Here is a 20,257-nt window from a genome sequence, read left to right on the forward strand (position 1 = left end):
GCAGAGAAATTTTCAATGAGTATCTCACCCCTGTGTCAAGTTCTACCGTCAAGAGCTGAAGAAAACCGAGGCGGTCCGCGTCGCGTCGCCTCGGCGATCCAGAAAGAGCGACCCAGTCTCAGGCGCGACGTCGGCGACGCATGAGAACCAGCGAGCCGAGGGCAAGTGCGCCCCATGTGCCCGGTTCGGGCGCGATGACCATGGTCAAAGAACCCGCGTAGTCAGTGGTCGGCAGGTTGTGCGTCGGAGCCATGACGTTTGCAAGCCGATCGTACGTATACCACTTGTTTGTGTAGTTCGTACCGTTCCAATACGACTGGATCAGGTGGAGGTTTCCATTGTGCCCTACCGCCATATTCGTCCAACCCGTCGTAACCGTGTACGAGTAGTTAGTCAGGCCTGTCATGGATTGCGCAGTCCCGTTCGCCTGGCTCTTAAAATAAAGCGTCGACGTGTTGGCACTCGAACTGTAGTAGACCCTGCCGTTCGTGGCCACCACGTTCCCGTACGCGTACTGGTCAGATTCAACGCCCAAGTCGTTGAACCCGAGGTAGGTTCCGATCGAATTGTACACAAAGCTATAGAAATTGAAGAAGCCGCCTCCGTTGTCTCTTCGTATTAGCTGATAGATGTTCCCGTCCGTTCCCTGAGTCGCCGAGAGCGGAACGTATGTCGCCCCAAATGGGCTGAGAGTCGAGAGGACGACACCTGTATTCGTCATCAATCGCGTCTTTTGGGACGGCACCGCTCCACCGTAACCCGTGATCAGGTAGTTTCCGTTCGAGAGCGCCGTGTGATTCATCGGACCGTTTCCGTAGTACGGGGTCTCGCGGGTGTCGAACTGGCCCTTCAGGACGCCAGTGCTGTAGTTGATCCAGCGATTGAAACCATCGGCGTTAAGAACTGCAACTTCGCCCGGACGGCTCGCGTCCTTTGTGACGAAATTGTTCGAGTACCATCCCGTAAGACCCGACCCAAACGTCCCGAGCGAAACCCGGTTCACTGGGTCATACCGGGCGATCGCACCATTGGACGTCGTGTACATGGCAAGTTCGTAGCTCGCCAGAGCACCCGTTGACATTGACCCAAGAACGAACAAAACCGAGAGCTGTCTCATCTGCATGACTTTCATTCTATGACAGATCACCAGAAATCGCACGAAAAACTGGCGCGAAGTTCAACCGGCGCACAGCATAAAGGGCGGCCGCTCCCGGTCGCCCTTCACTCTCTGCGCGAAATGGGCCGTCAGCGAGTTCGCTTTCTGCGCACGATGGCCAATAGGCCGAGCCCGATGGCCGCCCAAGTCGCCGGTTCAGGCGCAGCCACCATCGTCGCACGCGAAATGGTCATGTTGTACGGCATTGCATACATAACGGCAAACCTGTTACTCTCCGGCTCGTACGTGTACCATTGGTTCGTGTAGTCAGTCCCATTGTAGTAGGACTGAATCATGTGGACTTTGCCATCATGTCCTGCAACAAGGTTTGACCATCCCGTCGTCGAATAGTAAGAGGTGGCGATGCTGGCCGTGGCAGTCTGGGAAACGCCTGCCGGATGCCAAGCGATCCTTGGATTCGTTGTCTGCGTGCCCGGACCCGCGTAAATTCTGCCGCCCGATGCCAGGATCGAACCGAAGGCATAAGCGTCCGCGTACGATCCCAAGCTATTGTAGCCAAGATACGTGCCCGCGGTAGTGAATCCGAACGTAACGAATGCGAAGTTTCCGCTTCCCAGGTTGAAACGGTTGAGCGTGTAAATTCGTCCATCCGAACCCTGAGCCGAGCCAAGGGGTTCGTAGCCTGAGCCGAACGGGCTCATCTCGGTAAACGAAGAAAAGGCGGCGTTATAGACTCGCGAACGCTGCTGAATGGTCGGGCTCCCGTAGTAGGCATTGACCACGTAGCTTCCGTTTGAGAGAGGAGTGACGCTGTAGGGCCCATTTCCGTAGATTTGCCCTTCGCTCAAGAACTTCTGCCCCGTCTGCAAGCCCGTCGAATAGTTCGCCCAGCGGATTCCCGCGTCCCCATTCAGCGAAACAATTTGACCAGGACGGCCGGAATCGAGGCTAACGGACGCGCCCGAGTAAGTCCCGACTACACCTGCGCCGAATGAGCCCAACTGCACCCTGTTCACCGGGTCAAATCGGTAGAAGTTCCGATCCGTAGTGGTCGTGAAGATCACCATCTCGTAGCTGGCCCGCGCGACCACCGAACCTGCCAAGCAAAACAAAACTACTGAAAGCTGTCCGACTCTCATACGATTCAGTGTATCGCAACTTTGCTGAATCTACCCCTGAGTTTTCGATGGAGCCCAATGGCCCAAGTTCAAATCCTCGCTCATTGCGGCCAAAAACTGTGAGGAAATGTACAAGATTCGTCTGGCATACGACAAGTCATCGCAAGCAATGGACGAAAGCCCTCAACTTTCGTCCAACTCTAGCCTCCCTGCGTACAGATCCTCGAGAGAACGGTACGAACAGCGGCGCGAAGAAAGGAGTTCTCGCGGGCTATTCTACAAACTCAAGCCACACGCGTACAGTTCAGAAGAACTCTTTTGCGCCGGCTTCCATTTCTTCTACAGAAGGCTCGTGGATGCGCTGGCCCATCGACCATTTGTAGCCATATCTGCACGTGAACTGGCCGTAGCGATCGCCCCAGAACATGTCGGCGAGCGGCATCGTCACTTGCACTCCCGCCTTCTCGGCGCGAGCCCAGTCGGCGTCGATGTCCTTTGACTGGATGTGGATCGTCACGAAGATCTTGTCGCCGGGCTGCGGCCCGAAACTCCCGTACTCCGGAAACTCATCGTTGATCATGAGCACGCTGTCGCCAATGACGAGTTGGGCATTCATCACTTTGCTCCCGTCCGGCGTGAGCGCCACGTTCCGCGCGACGGCGCCGAGCGCCTCTTGGTAGAAAGCGATCGCTTCTTGGGCGTTACTCACCACGATGTAGGGCGTGAGCGTCGGGAACACATGCTGAGACGACAAATCTTTCATGCCCGATTATGCATGATCTATAATATGCCCAAGGCTTAGAGTTGCAGCAGCGACCGTATTCTCTCGAATGGGAAATTGGGGGTTGCAATCTGGATCGAAACATTCCAAACAAGAGGCACTTCAACGATGAGCTCCGACACCTTCCCCATTCGCCGCGTCGATCACATTCGACATTACGTAAACAATGCCCGTCAGTCGGCATTCTTCTACCAACACACGTTTGGCTTTGACATCGTCGCGTTCCGCGGCCTGGAAACTGGCTCGCGCGATCAGGTCGACTATGCCCTGCAACAGAACGATCTCCGGCTTGTCTTCTCGGCCCCGCTTCGTCCAGGTCATCCCATGGCGGAAAAGATTTCGACCCACGGAGACTTCGTCCAGGACATCGCGTTTGAAGTCGACGATGTCGATTGGGCGTACAACACCGCCGTCTCGCGAGGCGCGGAGTCGGCCTACGAACCCATGACCCTGGAGGACACCCACGGAACCATCCGCCAGGCAGGCATCAAGATCTATGGCAACACGATTCACACGTTCCTGAACCGGGACAACTACACGGGCCCATTTATGCCAGGCTTCCGCGCCGAGAATCAACCGGGAGACGGCATCGGAATCATGGAAGTTGACCATTGCGTTGGCAATGTTGAACTGGGACAAATGAACCGCTGGGTGAAATGGTACGAAGACGTCCTCGGTTTTGCGAACCTGATCAGCTTCGATGACAAGGACATCTCCACGGAATTCACTGCGCTCATGTCCAAGGTGATGGCGAGTGGCAATGGAAGGGTGAAATTCCCGATCAACGAACCCGCCGAGGGCCGCAAGAAGAGTCAGATCGACGAGTATCTGGAGTTCTTTGGCGGCGCAGGCGTTCAGCACGTGGCCTTGCGTACAGACGACATCGTTTACACGGTCAGCCGGCTTCGCGCCCGAGGAATTGAGTTCCTCAGCGTGCCCCGTTCGTACTACGATATGCTTCCCGAGCGCGTTGGCGCGATCGAAGAAGACATCGCCGTGCTCGCCGACCTGGGAATCCTTGTGGATCGGGACGATGAAGGGTATCTACTGCAGATCTTTACCAAGCCCGTGACCGATAGGCCGACTTTGTTCTACGAAATCATCCACCGCAAGGGGGCGAAGAGCTTCGGAAAGGGCAACTTCAAGGCGCTCTTCGAGAGTATCGAGCGAGAACAGGCCTTGCGCGGCACGCTGTAAACTCGCGGCTCGAATTTCTTGAACGAGGCTGATCTCTGGCCATGCAAGGATCAGCCTCTTTTCGTTTTGGCGCATCGGGTAGCTTTGACCTATGGCTATTGATATCCGCGCACACTACGGTTTCTGGATTGAACTGCTCGCTTCGAACTACGCAAAGGACCTCGCGGCCCTGCCAGAAGGCGCGTACACGACGTCGATCGGCGGCGCGTGCCGCACCGCTCAGAACATTTCCACGGAAATCGTGCTGATGACCCGCGTGGCTAAAGACGTGCTCGAAGGAGGGGAGATTCCGGGGCGAGATCCCGCGAAGTTTGCCTCGCTGATGGAGGAATTGAGCACGCCAGAAGCCGCCGCGCAGGCAGTGAAGGACGCGGCGAAGGAAGCAGGCGCCGCTTTCGCCGCAGCTTCGGACGAGACGTTGGCACGGGAAGTTATGATGCCGTGGGGAATGTCGATGTCGCTGTATGCGCTTGCGCACCTGTGCGCGACGCACATTAATTACCACGACGCGCAACTCAATTACATCCAATCGTTCCACGGCGACACCGAAATGCATTGGTTCTGATTTGCTGCTCTTTCGGCCTCGTGGGCGGCGCGCGGGTCTGGTAACGTTTCGGGATGGATTGGATCGAGAAAACCACCGGCCTGCAGCTTGACGGAAGGACGGGGGCAGCCGAATTCTTGCTCGTCGTGGTTCCTTTGGTCTTTCTTCTAGCCGTCGTGTGGCGGTTCGTCGGCCGCAACCGCCGGTCCGCATAAACAACAGCGGCCTAGTTCAATTGAACTAGGCCGCTGTTCGCTTTCGCTCGCGCTTACTTCTCGTCTTTGAAGTCTGCGTCGATGACGTCGCCGTCCTCTTTCGCCGCGCCGACGCCTGCACCAACCTTCTCTCCCTCATTCTCCTGCGGTTGCTGCGCACTCTGGTACAGCTTCTCCGCGAGCGAATGGGATTCCGTCTCGAGTTCGGTGAACGCCGCTCGGATCTCGTCCTCGTTATCGGCAGCGATGGCTTTGCGGAGGTTTGCAATCTTCTCTTCCAGTGAAGACTTCTCTGCTTCCGTCAAGTTCGCTCCGTGCTCGCGCACGGTCTTCTCCGTGTTGTAAGCCAACGCATCCGCCTTGTTCTTCAACTCGGCCACTTCTTGGACCTTGCGATCCGTTTCTGCGTTCGCTTCCGCTTCGCGGACCATTCTGTCGATCTCGTCCCGGTTCAAATTGCCCGAACCCGTGATGGTGATTCGCTGCTGGTTCCCAGTTCCCAGGTCCTTTGCATTGACCTGAAGGATTCCGTTGGCATCGATATCGAACGTCACCTCGATCTGGGGCACACGAGCCGGTGCCGCAGGGATTCCTGCCAAGTGGAACCGCCCGAGGCTCTTGTTTTCTCGTGCAAGCGGTCGTTCGCCCTGGAGAACATGAATCTCAACCTCCGGCTGGTTGTCGACCGCAGTGGTGTAAACGCGGCTCTTCTTTGTCGGGATCGTGGTATTCCGGTCGATCACCTTATCGAAGATGCCGCCCTGCGTTTCCACACCCAGCGAAAGCGGAGTGACGTCCAGGAGCAAGATGTCCTTCACTTCGCCACCGAGAACGCCAGCCTGAATCGCCGCACCGATCGCCACGACCTCGTCCGGATTCACGCTTCGATTCGGATCTTTCTTCGTGTACTCCTTCACAAGCGCCTGGACCATCGGGATGCGGGAAGAACCACCTACGAGAATGACCTCGTCCAGTTCGGTCGCCCCCATTCCGGCATCTTCCAGAGCCTGATCCAGCGGTCTGCGAATCCGTTCGAGCAGATCCGAGCACAGTTCCTCGAACTTTGCACGGCTCAGGTTCAAATCAAGGTGCTTCGGCTGATTGTCGATGGCCGTGATGTACGGCAAATTGATGTTCGTCGTGACCTGGCTACTGAGCTCGATCTTCGCCTTCTCCGCCGCTTCGCGCAATCGCTGGAGCGCATCGCGCTGAGCGAGCAAATCAATGCCCTGCTCCTTCTTGAACTCGCTAGCAATCCATTCGACAATCTTCTGGTCGAAGTCATCGCCGCCCAAGTGGCTGTCGCCGTGAGTCGCCTTGACTTCAATGACGCCGTCGCCGACATCGAGTACCGAAACGTCGAACGTGCCGCCGCCCAAGTCGAAAACGAGAACCGTTTCGTTCTTGTCCTTGTCCAAGTGGTAGGCCAGCGATGCCGCCGTCGGCTCGTTGATGATGCGCAACACCTTCAGGCCCGCGATCTCGCCCGCGTTCTTGGTCGCAGTTCGCTGGGCGTCGTTGAAGTAAGCCGGAACCGTGATGACCGCCTGGTCCACGGCCGTACCCAGGTACGCCTCCGCGTCTGCCTTGAGCTTCTGGAGGATCATCGCGCTAATCTCCTCGGGAGTGAAGTCCTTGTCCACCGCCGGGATGTGCGCCACGATCATGCCATTCTTGGCTTCCTTGATCTGGTAAGCCACGCGGCTCGCCTCCTCCTTCACTTCCGAGTACTTGTGGCCGACAAATCGCTTGATCGAAGCGACCGTGTTTTCCGGGTTGACCACCGCTTGTCGCTTCGCGGTCACGCCGACCAGCCTTTCACCATTGGCCTTGAACGCGACGACGCTTGGAAGCGTCCGCGTGCCTTCTGCCGTCGCGATGACGATCGGCTCGCCGCCTTCCATTACTGCGACCACCGAGTTCGTGGTCCCCAAATCAATGCCTACTGTTCGTCCCATCGTGTTGCTCCTTAAGTCTTATCGCCTAAAGACACTTGAGTCTTATAGGCTCACATGACAATTCTAACGTCAAAGGTACCCCATCCGTTCCGGGTTTTGGAACGATTTCTTAGAGACAGGACTTTAGGGCCTGCATGGTCGCATCGACCGGAATCTCGCCGACCGATTCGTTCTCTGCCGGGTGAAGAACGGTCAGACTTGGGACGGGCGGTGCCCAGAGCCGGTGAATGCCATACCGGAACAATCCAACCGTCGGAGTTCCCGTCGCCGCGGCCAGGTGGAGGATGCCGTTGTCCAGGGTGAGGACCGCGCGTGCGACCGCAAGTGCCCCGACGACCTGGGGCATGGTGAGTTTGCCGCGCAGGTCCTCAACAAGCTCATCTGCGACCAACTGGGTCTCAAGGTCGTTGCCTTGCCAGTACTTCGACTGCGAGCTTGGCGGCGCGCCAAGCAATCCCACCGAGACTCCTTCGTGCTTCAAAGCACTGAGCGCCTCACTCCACTTCTCGGCGGGCCACAGTTTTTCCGGCAGGCTTGCGCTGGTTGCGATGAGCACGTCGGGCACGGCACGCCCCGGGTCATCGCTGGGTACTCGATACGCGGGCACCGTGCCCTCCAGATAAGCCAATCGGCAGAAGATCTCGGCGATAAATCCGCTGGACAAGAACGGATACTTTTGGGTCAGCGTTGGGCTGATCCACTCCATGTCGCGCCAGAGGTCGCCCCGGGGGTCGTCGGCGTGGGGCAGGTCTTTCCGCGCTTCGCCATCGAGACACGGTCCCGCGGCAAAACCGTGACGCCCCACTAGTGCCGCCGTGGCGAACTTCGCCGCCATCGTGCTCTCCAAGTTCACCACCAGTTCGTACGCTCCGCTTCGATCGCTCAGGATGCGGACCGTGTCCGTCGGGTGCGCTCCATGGAGCGGGTACCAACTATCGAAGAGGTCCGATGCGTGCGCCAGTTCGGAGACGCGATTGCCGGCAAAGTAGTCCAGCGTAGCGTGCGGGTACTTCGCCCGAAGCATCTGCAAGAGAGGCGTGGCAATCACAAAGTTGCCGATCGCATCGTTGGAGATGACGCCGATGCGCGCCTTAGCAGGAAGCTCTTGACCAACGAATCGACGGATCATCTGAGTTCATTGAACCCGATCCGCTAGAAGCGCAGCTGGTATTCCATGCGCATCGTCCAGTTCTGCAACCGCTGGTCCCCTGGGCGCGAATGCTGCCAGCTCACGTTCCCGAGGAACAGGCTGAGTTGCTGGTTCGGACCCGGCTGCTGATCGTACCGCAGCGAGTAGCGATGCACAGTCGAGCGTTTGCCCTGGCGATCGTTTTGCTCAACTCCATAGAACAAAAATACGGGAGACGGGTTCTTCGCGTTGAGAGTCAAATTGACCCCGCCAACCCGGCTGCGGGTCTTCTGCTGATCGTTGCGCAGTTCTTCCCACGATAGCCCGGCAGCGAAGTTTCCGTCGGTGCGCTGGTTCAATTGCCACTTGTTCGCCCTCGTGGCCTGCGGCAGCGAACCGAGAATGACATCTCCGCGGGCGACTTCGGGGTTGGTCTGAAGTTGGTGAACCAGTTCCCAAGAGCGGTTGAGCCGCGCGGTCAGCGCATAGTTGCGGATCATCGTGCGCGAACCATCGGGCATCGTGCGCAACTTGTAGGACACGTTGAGGCGTAGCGGATTCTTCTCCGCCGGATCGGTCGAGAGCCGGAATGTGCGGTCGATGGCGAGCGCATCGCCCGCAGCCACTTGCGAGAGGTAGTCCCAGCCCAAGCTCACTTGGCCCACGCGGAATCCTGCGCCCATCGAGCGGTTCTCCCGTGCCCATGCGTTGTTATCGCGCATCGTATCTGCGCCGTAGCGCAGAGTCAAATCGCTCAACGCACCCAGTTGCAATGGCCGAACCGTCGAGAGCTGGAAATTGCCGGAAGATTGGGTTCGCTGGCGGTCCCAAACGTTCTCCGAGTACACCGCCTTGCCGACCGCGATACCCGCGACTTGGCCTGGCGTCAGTTCGAAGCTCGACTGCTCCTGGCCGAGCGCACGTGTGTTCGTCTGACGGCCGTAGTTGTAGCTGAATCGCATGCCGCCGCCAAAGTCCCACCAGAAACCGTACTTTCGTTGACGCTCGCTGGCGTGGTCGCCGGTCCGCTTGACTTCGCTGTCCGTGACGCTCACGCCCGTTCGCGGGCTCAAGGTCGTCGTGAGCGTGCGTGATTGCTGTGTTTCCCTGTCGCCATCGCTGTAGGTAACGCTCGTGTGCTGCGCGCCCAGCGAGGTCGCGGCGTTGATTTTAGTCTCGTAGGCAACGGTCTGCCGTTTGGAGTCCGGCAAATCGGTCGTGGAACCGTCATAGTCGACCTTCTCGGTCTCCAGCTTGACCCTGCCCGCGGAGCCCATGTCCCGGGCGACGCTCCATCGTTCTAGCCCGTTGGCGTAGAGCAGATCCTCTGGCATGTTGGACCGCGCTCGGAACCGAAGCATCGAGAGTTGGGTGCGTGCGTCAAGATCATAAACGACCGAAGACGACTCGATATCGCGACTCTCGCCGGTCGCGCCACGGTCGGCGGTCGAGCGCTGGGTCTCTAGCTGCAATCCGCGCATCAGGTTCCATTTCAGCGCAAATTCCGACTGATGGAACCCACGATACTGGTTTAGAAACTCTCGTTCGGGGTCGGCCATCGAGCCAATAGACTCAAACCCTTCGCCGATCGCCCGGTTTGCGTAGCGGAGTTCGAGCCCCTTGTCCGCATAGCGTAGCTTCATGCGATCGAGTTCGCCTTCGGCGGCCTTGCGAGCCAGGGTCTGTGAGAATTCGAAGGTCTTCGCCCCACCAAGGTTCAGCCCACCGTCAAGATCGGTGCGACGTAATCCGCTCAGGCTGCCAAGTCGTTCGCGCTCGAAGATCAGCAGTGAGCTGAGAGCCTCGAAGCCGGTACCAATCGACTGGTTTCGGTAGCGGATCGAACCGAAATTGCCTGCGAGCGACAAGGTTTGGACTTTTGTCCGGTCGGTGGCATCCTTGAGCGAGAGGTCTTCGGCGGTCAGCGAAAGATTCTTTGCCGGAGTCAACCGAAGTCGAGTCCCTTCGCGCGAGATACCGTTCAGTTGCCGGAAGAGCTGCCCCTCTTCGCCGCGCTTATCGAAGGGGTTCGCCTGGTACATCTTGCCGATCGCATCGACATGCCCGCGCACCTCGGCATCGCTCAGCGCCGCCGAAGCGTTGAAGTCGTGGTCGGAGCCCCGGGTCGTGCGCGAGATGTCCCAACCGCGACCACTAGCTTGGACGTCCGTGGCGCCCAACCGCGCCGAATCCTGCTGGTCCTCGCGTATCCAGGACGTTGAGTAGCTCCACGGGTTCCCACCCATTTGGGCTCCGACGTTCCACGCTTGGCGGCGAAGACCCTGCTCCCGAGAGAGTTGCCCTGCATCGGCGAGGCGTGTGCCGTCGAACCGAGTGAATCCTTTCTCAACTCGCTGGTCCAAGAATCCGAAGTTCACGATTCCCAACGCGAGATTTGCTTTGCGACGGAAGAGATCGGACCCTTCGCCCGAGTTAATGCGGTTGGTTTCGAAGCCAATGGAGTTGCGGCCCGCGGCGTAGTTGAGCTGCATCTGCTCGCGGGTCATGCCAGCTTCCTTGGCTAGCTGACCACGATTGACGTTGCTGAGGTCGTTGAAGCGCTTGAAACCACCGGTGGTGTGCTCGCTCGACCAGTTGAGCTTGAGGCCGCCCAGTTGTGCGCCGTAGCCGCGGCTTTCTATGGACTCTTTGCCATCGCGCACGGCGTCGTAGTTCGCCGATAGATTCGCAGACTTGGAGCCTACTTGCTGTAAACCGTATCCAACCCGCGAAAGCCCGCGCTCTTTCATGAGCGCCGCCACTTGGTCATTCGAGAGACCCGCCTCGCGCAGGCTCTGGGCGGAAGAAAACTTCTTGGAAATGTTCTGGTAGCTCGCGCGGATTGAGCCCGTACCTGCCCGGAGTTCCAATCCTTGCATGATGGCTTGCCCCTTGCCTGCGTCCGGAGAAGCTGTCTGCACTTCGGTATCGAGGAGTGACGAGGTCTGGACCTTGGATTGATCGCTGACGATGACGACCCCGTTCAGTCCGCCCCCGCCTCGCAAGCCAAACTTGGTCTGCATCCCAACGATGTTCGAGCGCAGGACGGTGCCATCGTCGAGCCGGTCGGCTTGTCCGAACCCGAGAATCATCCGCTGCGAACCCCCGAGCATGTTCAGCCCGAGGCCGCCGACCATACCCATCCCCATCAGGCTGCTCTTCGTCGCCTCGGGTTTGGCATTGGGGTCGTAGCGGTAGGTCGCCTGGATCGACTGGTTCCGCGCTGGCATCTTCGACAAGTAAACAATGCCCGCCGCGGCATCGATGACGTAGTCCTGGTCACGGCGCAGCGTCTTACCGTCAACAATGATCGTCTCGCTTCCAGGCACGACAGCTGCGTGACGCAAAGGTACGGAAGGGGAGCCGGGGGTCACCGAAATCCGGTCAACGGAAGTGCGAATGGCAGAGGATGGAGCAGGCGCGACGACCTCAGCCACGCTCACCGAATACACGGCAAGAGCAGCCAAGAGCGCGATCGTCCTTGTGCCTACCCCAGTCATAGCTTGTTCTCTGTTAAAAGTATAGGGCCTTAAAGGAAGTTTCGACCCACCTTTTCAACGAACATTCACTTCTTTCTACGCTGTTCATGCCCCCACAGCGTTCCACTATTCAGGGTTGTTTCCCCTGCAAGAAGAGACGGTTCAGCTTCATAATGGGTTCATGGGAGTCCGCATTGAGTCTGACAGCATGGGGAAAATCGAGGTCGAATCGACTCGGTACTGGGGTGCGCAGACCCAGCGATCCATCGAGAACTTCCCGATCGGCCGCGACCGCTTCATCTGGGGCCGAACGATCATCCGGTCACTGGGCATCCTCAAGAAGTGCGCCGCGCTGGCGAATCGAGACCTCGGACGTCTGCCCGAAGAAATCGCCTCGCGCATTGTTCTTGCGGCCGACGAAGTGATCTCGGGCAAGCTCGATGAGCACTTCCCGCTCGTTGTGTGGCAGACCGGTAGCGGCACCCAGAGCAACATGAACTCGAATGAGGTGATCTCCAACCGCGCGATCGAACTCTCAGGCGGGGAAATGGGCTCGAAGTCGCCGGTGCATCCCAACGACCACGTCAACCACGGACAAAGCTCGAACGACACATTCCCCACCGCGATGCACATCGCAGTGGTTCTTGACATCGCCGAACGCCTGACCCCCGGAGTGACCACCTTGCGCGACACGTTGGCCCGCAAGGCCTCGCAGTACCAGAATCTCGTCAAAGTCGGCCGGACCCACCTACAAGATGCAACGCCCATCACGTTGGGTCAGGAAATCGGCGGATGGGTCGCTCAAATCGACTATTGTTTGCGCGAGGTTCAGCACGCCAAGCAGGGACTGCTCGAATTGGCCATTGGCGGCACCGCCGTCGGCACCGGGTTGAACGCCCATCCAAAATTCGGGGACCTGGCCGCCAGCTACATGGCCAAGGAGACCGGCCACGCCTTCACCTCCGCCGAGAACAAGTTTGCTTCCCTCTCGGCCCACGATGCGCTCGTACAGACCAGCGCGGCCCTAAGGACGCTTGCGGGTGCGCTCCTCAAGATGGCAAATGACGTTCGCTGGCTTGCCAGCGGCCCGCGCGACGGGATCGGGGAGATCAACATTCCCGAGAACGAGCCTGGCAGCAGCATCATGCCCGGCAAGGTCAACCCCACCCAATGTGAGGCGCTAACCATGGTCGCCGTTCAGGTCTTCGGCAACGATGCCGCAGTGGCCATTGCCGGTTCACAAGGCAACTTCCAGCTAAACGTCTACAAGCCGGTCATGGTGCACAACGTGCTGGAGTCCATCGCGCTGCTGAGTGATGCGTGCCTGAGTTTCAACGATCAGTGCGCGGTCGGAATAGAGCCGAACCTGGCGCGTATCCAGAGCAACTTGGACCAGAACCTGATGGTTGTCACCGCGTTGAATCGCCACATCGGATACGACAATGCCGCGATGATTGCGAAGAAGGCGCACAAGGAAGGCACGACGCTCAAGGCCGCAGCGTTGGCGACTGGCCTGCTGAGCGAAGAGCAGTTCGATGCTTGGGTCGTGCCGCTCGATATGACGCACCCGAGCGAGTAACTTCGCTACACTGGCGCTATGTCCAACACGGTCGGTGACGTCCTGCGCGCGCTCCAACTTATCGCTCCGAGCGAGATGGCGTTTGGGTTTGACCGGATCGGGCTACAAGTCGGCGATCCCTCGCAGACGGTCACACTAGGCGTTGTGACGATGGATGCCAGCATGGCCGCCATTCGGCACGCGAAAGCGGTCGGCGCGCAAGTACTCGTCAGCCACCACCCGGTGATCTGGGAGCCGCTGAGAAACGTGCTCGCAACTGGACCCAACGCGCGCGTCTGGGAACTCGCACGAAGCGGCTTGTCCAGCATCGCCGCGCACACCAACTGGGATTCTTGCCCGGGAGGGCTGAACGACTTCCTGGCTGAGCAGATCGGCCTGCAGGATGTGCGCTCGTTCGGCTCTTCGGCAGAAGCCACCCACCTGAAAGTCGTTGTTTTCGTGCCTACTGCCGAGTCTGACGGCATGCTCACGGCGCTCGCCGCCGCGGGTGCGGGCACGATGGGGCGCTACGATCAGTGCGCATTCAGCGTCGAAGGGACTGGCATGTTTCGGCCGCTCGCGGGCGCGAACCCGACCATCGGCAAGGTCGGCCACCGTGAGTCCGTGGCTGAGAGCCGATTGGAAATGATGCTTCCCGTGGCGGCAAGGGCGAAAGTGGAAGCCGCGCTGCTAGCGGCGCACTCTTACGAGACGCCCGCTTACGAGTTCATACCGCTCGCCTGCACTTCGGTCCAGCCCATCGGACGCACCGGCCGGCTACCTCAACCACTGGGCCTGCTCGAATTCCGTGCGCTGCTCGACACCAAGCTCCACACCCGCGCAATGGTGTGGGGATCGACCACCAAGCCCATCCAAACAGTGGCGGTCGTTGGCGGTGCGGCCGACGACGAGTGGCTGGCGGCCCAAGCGGCGGGTGCCGACATCTTGGTTACCGGAGAAGTCAAGCAGCACGTAGCGCTTGCCGCTTCCGAATCTGAGTTCGCCATTGCCGCAGCTGGCCATTACGCGACTGAGCACCCTTCCTGCGAACGGCTGCGGGCAAAGCTTGAGGCCGAGATGCCTGCGGTTAAGTGGGAGCTCTTTGTCCCCCCAGCCGGAAGCGCTGGGCGGCCTTACTGATCACCGCGATCTTCACAGGTCATTTCGTGGTCCGCGCGTTGGCGTCCTAGGAAATGACCACCCCCTGTCCCAACCTGTTTGAACCTGCGCGCGGTACGATTGGGATAAGGAAATATGACACGTACTGTAGAAGTTACCGACGTCATGCTGCGAGACGCACACCAAAGTTTGATGGCCACCCGCATGGCCATGGAGGATATGGTTCCTGCCTGCGAAGCGCTCGACAAAGCGGGCTACTGGAGCCTAGAGTGTTGGGGCGGAGCCACCTTCGATTCCTGTATCCGATTCCTGAACGAAGACCCATGGGTGCGACTCCGCGAGTTCAAACGATTGCTGCCAAACACCCGCACCCAGATGCTTCTTCGCGGGCAAAACCTCCTCGGTTATCGCCACTACGAAGACAGCGTGGTTTGTAAGTTTGTGGAGAAGGCTGCCGAGAACGGAATGGACGTCTTCCGGGTGTTCGACGCGCTCAACGACGTTCGCAACCTCCGGACTTCCATCGAAGCGGTGAAGCGAACTGGCAAACATGCCCAGGGGACGATCTGCTACACGATTTCTCCTGTCCACACCGTCGACAAGTTTGTGGATATGGCGCTTCGCCTGAAGGAGATCGGCGTGGATTCGATCTGCGTCAAGGACATGGCCGCTTTGCTCAAGCCTCAACCCGCCTACGACATCGTCAAGGGCATCAAGGAAGCTTGTGGAGCCGACACGTTGGTTCACGTCCACGTCCATAGCACGACCGGCGTCACGCTCGTGAGCTTGATGAAGGCAATCGAAGCTGGCGCGGACATCGTAGACACAAGTGTGAGTTCGCTCAGTTTGGGACCAGGTCACAACCCAACCGAGAGCCTGGTTGAAATGCTGGAAGGCACCGGGTACGACACGCGTCTCGATCTCGAGGAGATCTATAAGGCGCGCGATCACTTCGCGACGGTCCGCCCCCGATACGCGGAGTACCTGACCGACTACACCGGCGTCGAAACCGAGATTTTCAAGAGCCAGATTCCGGGCGGCATGCTCAGCAACATGGAAAGCCAGCTGAAGCAGCAAGGCCAAGGCGAGCGCATGAAAGAAGTGCTGGAAGAAGTTCCGCGCGTCCGTGCGGCCGCCGGGTTCCCGCCGCTGGTCACACCTTCATCCCAGATCGTGGGCACGCAAGCCGTGTTCAACGTGATGATGGGTGAGTACAAGGTCATGACCGGCGAATTCAGCGACCTAATGCTGGGCTACTATGGCGCGACCGACGCAGAGAAAGATCCTGCGGTGGTCGAGAAAGCCAAAGAGTTCGGCAAGAAAGAGCCGATCGAATGCCGCCCGGCGGACCTTCTGAAGCCCGAGTGGGAGAAACTGCAATCCGAAGCGGAAAAGCTTGAGGGCAATAATGGTTCGGTTGAAGACGTGCTGACCTATGCGATGTTTCCGCAGGTCGCGCCCAAGTTCTTCAAGGAACGAGCCAATGGCCCTCTGAACGTGGGCAGAGATCCGTCCTTGGCCATCGCCAAGGTCGATGAATCTCATGCGGGCTTCTTGAAGGCTCCGATCGAATACGAGGTAACCATCAACCAAAAGCGCCAGCGCGTAACGGTGGCCCCGGTATGACCGACGTCCAGGTCTCACGAGAAGAGTTCGAAGAACTGGCAAAGGAAGTCTTTGCGCTGCGAGCCGAACTTGCCGCCCTACGCATCAGCGCACCTGCGCCGGATTTGGACGAAGAGACAGTCGGGGTCATCGCCGCGGCAGTCGCTGCTTACCTGGGCAAACGCGCGAGGATCCGGGTCATCCGCCGAGTGAACCAAGACGAGGTCGGCGGCTGGGCGACTCAAGGACGCACGAAGATTTACGGAAGTCATCACGCACCTCAGATGAGGGGTTGGTGAACCAACGACCGCAATGGGAGACATTATGATTAGCTACAAACTTGAAGAAATTGAGAAAACAGCGCTACCACTCGTGGGCACACTATGCGAGATCAGTTGGAACTCGACCAACCGCATGGCCAAGCGACAGTGTGAGAAGTGCGTGTACGTCGTGCGCGGTTTGGAAGGCCCGATGCTTTGCGTCGAGTTGCTCTACGACGCCATCGACGGCGAGCACCGCAAGGATCACATTTACTGGGTTCCAGCGGATGCAGTTCAGGCACTTCGCGTCCTGACGCCGAGTAAGGCGCAGTACCGCATCGAGACCCTAGAAAGGGAGGCTTTGGAAGACCAACCGCGAGGCTGACCTCGCGGTTGGGAGGCACGATCATGGAGACGCTTTCTGACCCCCTCACCCGTTCTGCAACAAGGCTCAAGACTGTAAGCGCCGAAGAAGCCGTCAAGCTGATCAAGTCGGGCGACTCCGTGTTCATCCACGGGATGGGTGCGTACCCATCCCGGCTGGCTCACGCCATGGTTGGACGCGCGGACGAACTCCGAAATGTCGAGATCATCCATCTGCACGTCGAGGGCGAAGTGCCCTATGCCGATCCTTCGATGCAGGATTCGTTCTTCGTGAACAATCTGTTCATCGGTGGCAACCTACGGACAGCAGTGGACGAAGGGCGTGCGGACTACGTTCCGGTGTTTCTGAGCGAGATCCCGGCGCTCTTCCGACGAAGGATCATGCCGCTTGACGTGGCGCTGCTGAGCGTGTCGCCACCCGACAAGCACGGTTTTTGCTCGCTCGGCGTCTCAGTCGATATCTCGCTTGCAGCAGCGCAGAGCGCAACGACGCGCATTGCCCAGATCAATCCGAACATGCCGAGGACGCATGGAGACGGCAACATCCACATCAGTGCGTTCGATGCCGTCGTTTTCACGGACGATCCGCTACCCGCACACGAGCCGACCGAGATCGGGACGGTTGAGGGCAAAATCGGCGAGCTCATTGCGACGCTCGTGGACGACGGCGCTTGCCTGCAGATGGGTATCGGCGGCATTCCCAATGCTGTGCTTGCCGCCCTTACCAATCACAAGCGACTTGGTATCCACACGGAAATGTTCAGCGACGGGGTGGTGGAACTCGTGGAGCGAGGAGTCATCACCGGCGAAGAAAAGTCGATCTACCCGGGCAATATTGTCTCCGGATTTGTCAGCGGCTCAAGGCGTCTGTACGACTTCATCGACGACAACCCGTTCGTCAAGCTACTGGACATTTCGTTTGTGAACGACACAAGCAACATCCGTCGGCTCGACAAGATGACCGCGATCAACAGCGCCGTTGAAATCGACCTTACCGGACAGATCTGTGCCGACTCGATCGGGACGCGGATGTTCAGCGGAGTGGGAGGCCAAATGGACTTTGTCCGGGGTGCAAGCCTCTCCGAGGGAGGCAAGCCGATCTTCGCCTTACCGAGCACCACAAACAAGGGCATCTCGCGGATTACTCCGATGCTCAAGCCCGGCGCGGGGGTCGTAACGACCCGAGCCCACGTCCACTACGTCGTCACCGAATTCGGCATCGCCAACCTGTACGGAAAGAACTTGCGCCAGAGGGCGACCGAACTCATCAAGATCGCGCACCCCGATCACCGCGAGGAACTGGAGCGCGCGGCGTATGAACGCTTCAAGAGGAGCGACACCATCTCATGAGTACTACCGGAATTACTGCCCCTGACCGAATCGCCGAACTCAGGTCCAAAAAACAGGAATTGCTGCTTGGAGGCGGTCAAGACCGTATCGACAAGCAACACGAAGGCGGCAAGATGACCGCCCGCGAACGCATCGACACTCTGCTGGACACGAACACATTCCAGGAGTTCTCCGTTTTCGCCGAGCACCGATGCACGAACTTCGGCATGGCGGGCAAGAAGGCCCCGGCCGATGGCGTCGTGACCGGGACGGGAACGGTGGACGGTCGGTTCATCCACCTGGCTAGCCAAGACTTCACCGTCTATGGCGGCTCGGCCGGCGAAGTCCACAGCGAGAAGGTCGTCGAATCGATGCGAGCTGCTCTCCGGACGGGGACGCCGTTCGTGTTCATCAACGACTCAGGTGGCGCGCGCATCCAAGAGGGGATCGACTCGCTGAGCGGATACGCCAAGGTGTTCTACGCAAACACCGAACTGAGCGGCGTTGTCCCACAGGTTTCGCTGATCTGCGGTCCGTGCGCCGGTGGCGCGGCTTACTCCCCTGCCCTCACGGACTTCATTATTCAGACTCGCAAGGCGCAGATGTTCATCACCGGGCCCTCGGTGATCAAGCAGGTCACCGGCGAAACCGTGAGCGCCGAGGAACTCGGCGGCGCGGAAGCTCAGATGCACTACTCGGGCGTGGTCCACTTCGTCGCGGACGACGATGATCATGCGATGGGAATCTGTCGGCGTCTGCTGAGCTTCTTGCCGAGCAACAACTTGGAAGACCCACCGTTGCTCCCTGGCGAATACGTGCTTGAGCCTGACCCAACTCTGAACGACGTCATCCCGGATGATCCCAAGAAGCCGTACGACGTGCGCGACGTCATCACCAAGATCGTGGACTACGGCGACTTCATGGAGATCCAGGAGACCTTCGCGGACAACATCGTCGTCGGGTTTGGGCGCGTCGCGGGTCGCACAGTCGGTTTGATCGGGAACCAACCCAAAGTGTTCGCCGGCGTGCTCGACATTAATTCCAGCGACAAGGCGGCCCGGTTCATCCGGTTCTGCAACGCCTTCAACATCCCGCTCGTGACCCTCGTGGACACTCCAGGGTTCCTTCCTGGCGTCAGCCAGGAGTACGGCGGCATCATCCGCCACGGCGCAAAGGTGCTTTTCGCTTACTCGGCGACGACCGTGCCGAAGGTGAGCGTCATCATGCGCAAGGCCTACGGCGGCGCGTACGTTGCGATGTGCGCCCGGGACCTCGGTGCCGACCGAGTCTTTGCCTGGCCTACCGCCGAGATCGCCGTTATGGGGGCCGAAGGTGCAGCCGAGATCGTGTTCAAACGCGAGATCGAGCAAGCGGAGGATAAGGCGGCCGCGCGCGTTCAGTTCACCGAGGCATATCGGGCCAAGTTCAGCACTCCCTACGTCGCGGGTGCACGACGAATGGTCGATGACATCATCGAACCAAGCCAAACCCGCATCGCCATTGCCCGCGCCCTGGAGAGCCTGCACACGAAGCGCGAACTGCGTCCTTCGAAGAAGCACGGCCTGATCCCGCTCTGAGGAATCGAAATGAAACTGAAGATCACGATCGAAAACAAGGCATACGAAGTCGAAGTCGAAGTTGCGGAAGAGCAACCCGCCACCGCCGTGCGCTACATCGGTGGTGGCGGATCTGCAGCACCGCGTTCGGCTCCCACAATGAACCACGCCGCGCCGAGCTCTGACGCGAGACAACCGGACGATGAAGGTCGCGCCGTACGTTCGCCGCTCGCGGGCGTCGTCTCCGAGATCAGCGTCGCCGTTGGCGACACCGTCACCGTAGACCAGCCCGTCATCGTGCTGGAAGCCATGAAGATGTTCACGACGATCACGTCACCCGTTGCTGGCAAGGTCAAGAACATCGAAGTCGCGCAGACGGATCCCGTCAAGCAGGGCCAACTCTTGATGGAGTTCGAATAGGGGGAGCCATTGGAAACCACAGAATTCACTAAGATCGGGGTTCGCAGCGTGGACCACGTCGCCATCGCGGTGCCGCTTGGCACGCTTGACCAACACATCGTTCTGTACGAAAAGATGGGCTTCACCCTCGTTCATCGCGAAGAAGTGTACGGAGGCGACCAAGTTCGTGAGGCGCTACTGCGGGTCGGCGAGAGCGAGAACCTGATTCAACTTTTGGAGCCCCTCAATGAGGATTCGCCCGTCGCAAAGCAGATCGAGCGTCAGGGTGGCCGGGGCGGTCTCGCCCACGTCGCCTTCCGGGTGGAGGACGCCCAATCGGCGCATGCTGGGCTCAAAGCCGAAGGATACAACTTGATCGACCCAGCACCCCGGCCAGGTTCGCGGGGCACGACCGTTTTCTTCATGCACCCCAAGAGCCACGCGGAAGGATCGCTCGGGGTGCTGTACGAATTCGTTGAAGTGCCGAACTCGGAGGCGTAATGGAACAA

At 59.2% G+C, this 20,257-nt stretch carries 18 protein-coding genes; 12 read left to right on the forward strand and 6 right to left on the reverse strand.

The window, feature by feature from the left end; genetic code table 11:
* Positions 1-118: 118 nt before the first annotated feature.
* From JNM85_02435 to JNM85_02445, 3 genes are all read right to left on the reverse strand, one after another.
* Entirely contained in the window at positions 119-1,117 is a 999-nt protein-coding gene (locus JNM85_02435; protein ID MBL8086912.1) for a PEP-CTERM sorting domain-containing protein, read from the reverse strand.
* A gap of 128 nt (positions 1,118-1,245) precedes the next feature.
* Positions 1,246-2,256, reverse strand: a complete 1,011-nt coding sequence (locus JNM85_02440; protein ID MBL8086913.1) for a PEP-CTERM sorting domain-containing protein — start codon at positions 2,254-2,256, stop codon at positions 1,246-1,248.
* 283 nt (positions 2,257-2,539) lie between these two features.
* A complete protein-coding gene (locus JNM85_02445; protein ID MBL8086914.1) occupies positions 2,540-2,998 on the reverse strand; it encodes a VOC family protein in 459 nt (152 codons plus the stop codon).
* 126 nt (positions 2,999-3,124) lie between these two features.
* Between JNM85_02445 and hppD the strand changes: the two genes are divergently transcribed.
* From hppD to JNM85_02460, 3 genes are all read left to right on the forward strand, one after another.
* A complete protein-coding gene (gene hppD / locus JNM85_02450) occupies positions 3,125-4,213 on the forward strand; it encodes a 4-hydroxyphenylpyruvate dioxygenase (GenBank protein ID MBL8086915.1) in 1,089 nt (362 codons plus the stop codon).
* Between the two features lie 91 nt (positions 4,214-4,304).
* Positions 4,305-4,778, forward strand: coding sequence for a DinB family protein (locus tag JNM85_02455; protein ID MBL8086916.1), 474 nt, complete (start codon positions 4,305-4,307; stop codon positions 4,776-4,778).
* Between the two features lie 53 nt (positions 4,779-4,831).
* Positions 4,832-4,972, forward strand: a complete 141-nt coding sequence (locus tag JNM85_02460; GenBank protein ID MBL8086917.1) for a hypothetical protein — start codon at positions 4,832-4,834, stop codon at positions 4,970-4,972.
* A gap of 53 nt (positions 4,973-5,025) precedes the next feature.
* Here the strand turns inward: JNM85_02460 and dnaK are convergent, their stop codons facing one another.
* The 3 genes from dnaK to JNM85_02475 all read right to left on the reverse strand — a co-directional run bounded on the left by dnaK (position 5,026) and on the right by JNM85_02475 (position 11,559).
* Complete coding sequence (gene dnaK / locus JNM85_02465) at positions 5,026-6,930, reverse strand: molecular chaperone DnaK (GenBank protein ID MBL8086918.1); 1,905 nt, start codon at positions 6,928-6,930, stop codon at positions 5,026-5,028.
* A 109-nt stretch (positions 6,931-7,039) separates the two neighbouring features.
* Positions 7,040-8,059 (reverse strand): glycosyltransferase family 9 protein, encoded by a 1,020-nt coding sequence (locus JNM85_02470; GenBank protein ID MBL8086919.1) that lies wholly within the window; start codon positions 8,057-8,059, stop codon positions 7,040-7,042.
* Between the two features lie 23 nt (positions 8,060-8,082).
* The gene (locus tag JNM85_02475; protein MBL8086920.1) at positions 8,083-11,559 is read right to left on the reverse strand and encodes a hypothetical protein; all 3,477 of its coding nucleotides are present in this window, start codon (positions 11,557-11,559) and stop codon (positions 8,083-8,085) included.
* Positions 11,560-11,719: 160 nt separating this feature from the next.
* Between JNM85_02475 and fumC the strand changes: the two genes are divergently transcribed.
* From fumC to JNM85_02520, 9 genes are all read left to right on the forward strand, one after another.
* Positions 11,720-13,117, forward strand: a complete 1,398-nt coding sequence (fumC, locus tag JNM85_02480; protein MBL8086921.1) for a class II fumarate hydratase — start codon at positions 11,720-11,722, stop codon at positions 13,115-13,117.
* An 18-nt stretch (positions 13,118-13,135) separates the two neighbouring features.
* Positions 13,136-14,236, forward strand: coding sequence for a Nif3-like dinuclear metal center hexameric protein (locus tag JNM85_02485; GenBank protein MBL8086922.1), 1,101 nt, complete (start codon positions 13,136-13,138; stop codon positions 14,234-14,236).
* Positions 14,237-14,350: 114 nt separating this feature from the next.
* Positions 14,351-15,841, forward strand: coding sequence for a methylmalonyl-CoA carboxytransferase subunit 5S (locus tag JNM85_02490; protein ID MBL8086923.1), 1,491 nt, complete (start codon positions 14,351-14,353; stop codon positions 15,839-15,841).
* The gene (locus tag JNM85_02495; protein MBL8086924.1) at positions 15,838-16,119 is read left to right on the forward strand and encodes a hypothetical protein; all 282 of its coding nucleotides are present in this window, start codon (positions 15,838-15,840) and stop codon (positions 16,117-16,119) included. Before JNM85_02490 ends, JNM85_02495 begins: the two co-directional genes overlap by 4 nt.
* Before the next feature lie 25 nt (positions 16,120-16,144).
* Entirely contained in the window at positions 16,145-16,465 is a 321-nt protein-coding gene (locus JNM85_02500) for a hypothetical protein (protein MBL8086925.1), read from the forward strand.
* A gap of 23 nt (positions 16,466-16,488) precedes the next feature.
* Positions 16,489-17,814: an acetyl-CoA hydrolase/transferase family protein gene (locus JNM85_02505; GenBank protein ID MBL8086926.1), complete on the forward strand. Its 1,326-nt coding sequence runs from the start codon at positions 16,489-16,491 to the stop codon at positions 17,812-17,814.
* A complete protein-coding gene (locus JNM85_02510; GenBank protein ID MBL8086927.1) occupies positions 17,811-19,370 on the forward strand; it encodes a methylmalonyl-CoA carboxyltransferase in 1,560 nt (519 codons plus the stop codon). Before JNM85_02505 ends, JNM85_02510 begins: the two co-directional genes overlap by 4 nt.
* Positions 19,371-19,379: 9 nt before the next feature.
* Entirely contained in the window at positions 19,380-19,769 is a 390-nt protein-coding gene (locus JNM85_02515; protein MBL8086928.1) for an acetyl-CoA carboxylase biotin carboxyl carrier protein subunit, read from the forward strand.
* Positions 19,770-19,778: 9 nt separating this feature from the next.
* Positions 19,779-20,249, forward strand: a complete 471-nt coding sequence (locus JNM85_02520; protein ID MBL8086929.1) for a VOC family protein — start codon at positions 19,779-19,781, stop codon at positions 20,247-20,249.
* Positions 20,250-20,257: the final 8 nt, after the last annotated feature.

The sequence above is a fragment of the Chthonomonas sp. genome, assembly GCA_016788115.1.
Lineage (GTDB): Bacteria > Armatimonadota > Fimbriimonadia > Fimbriimonadales > Fimbriimonadaceae > UBA2391.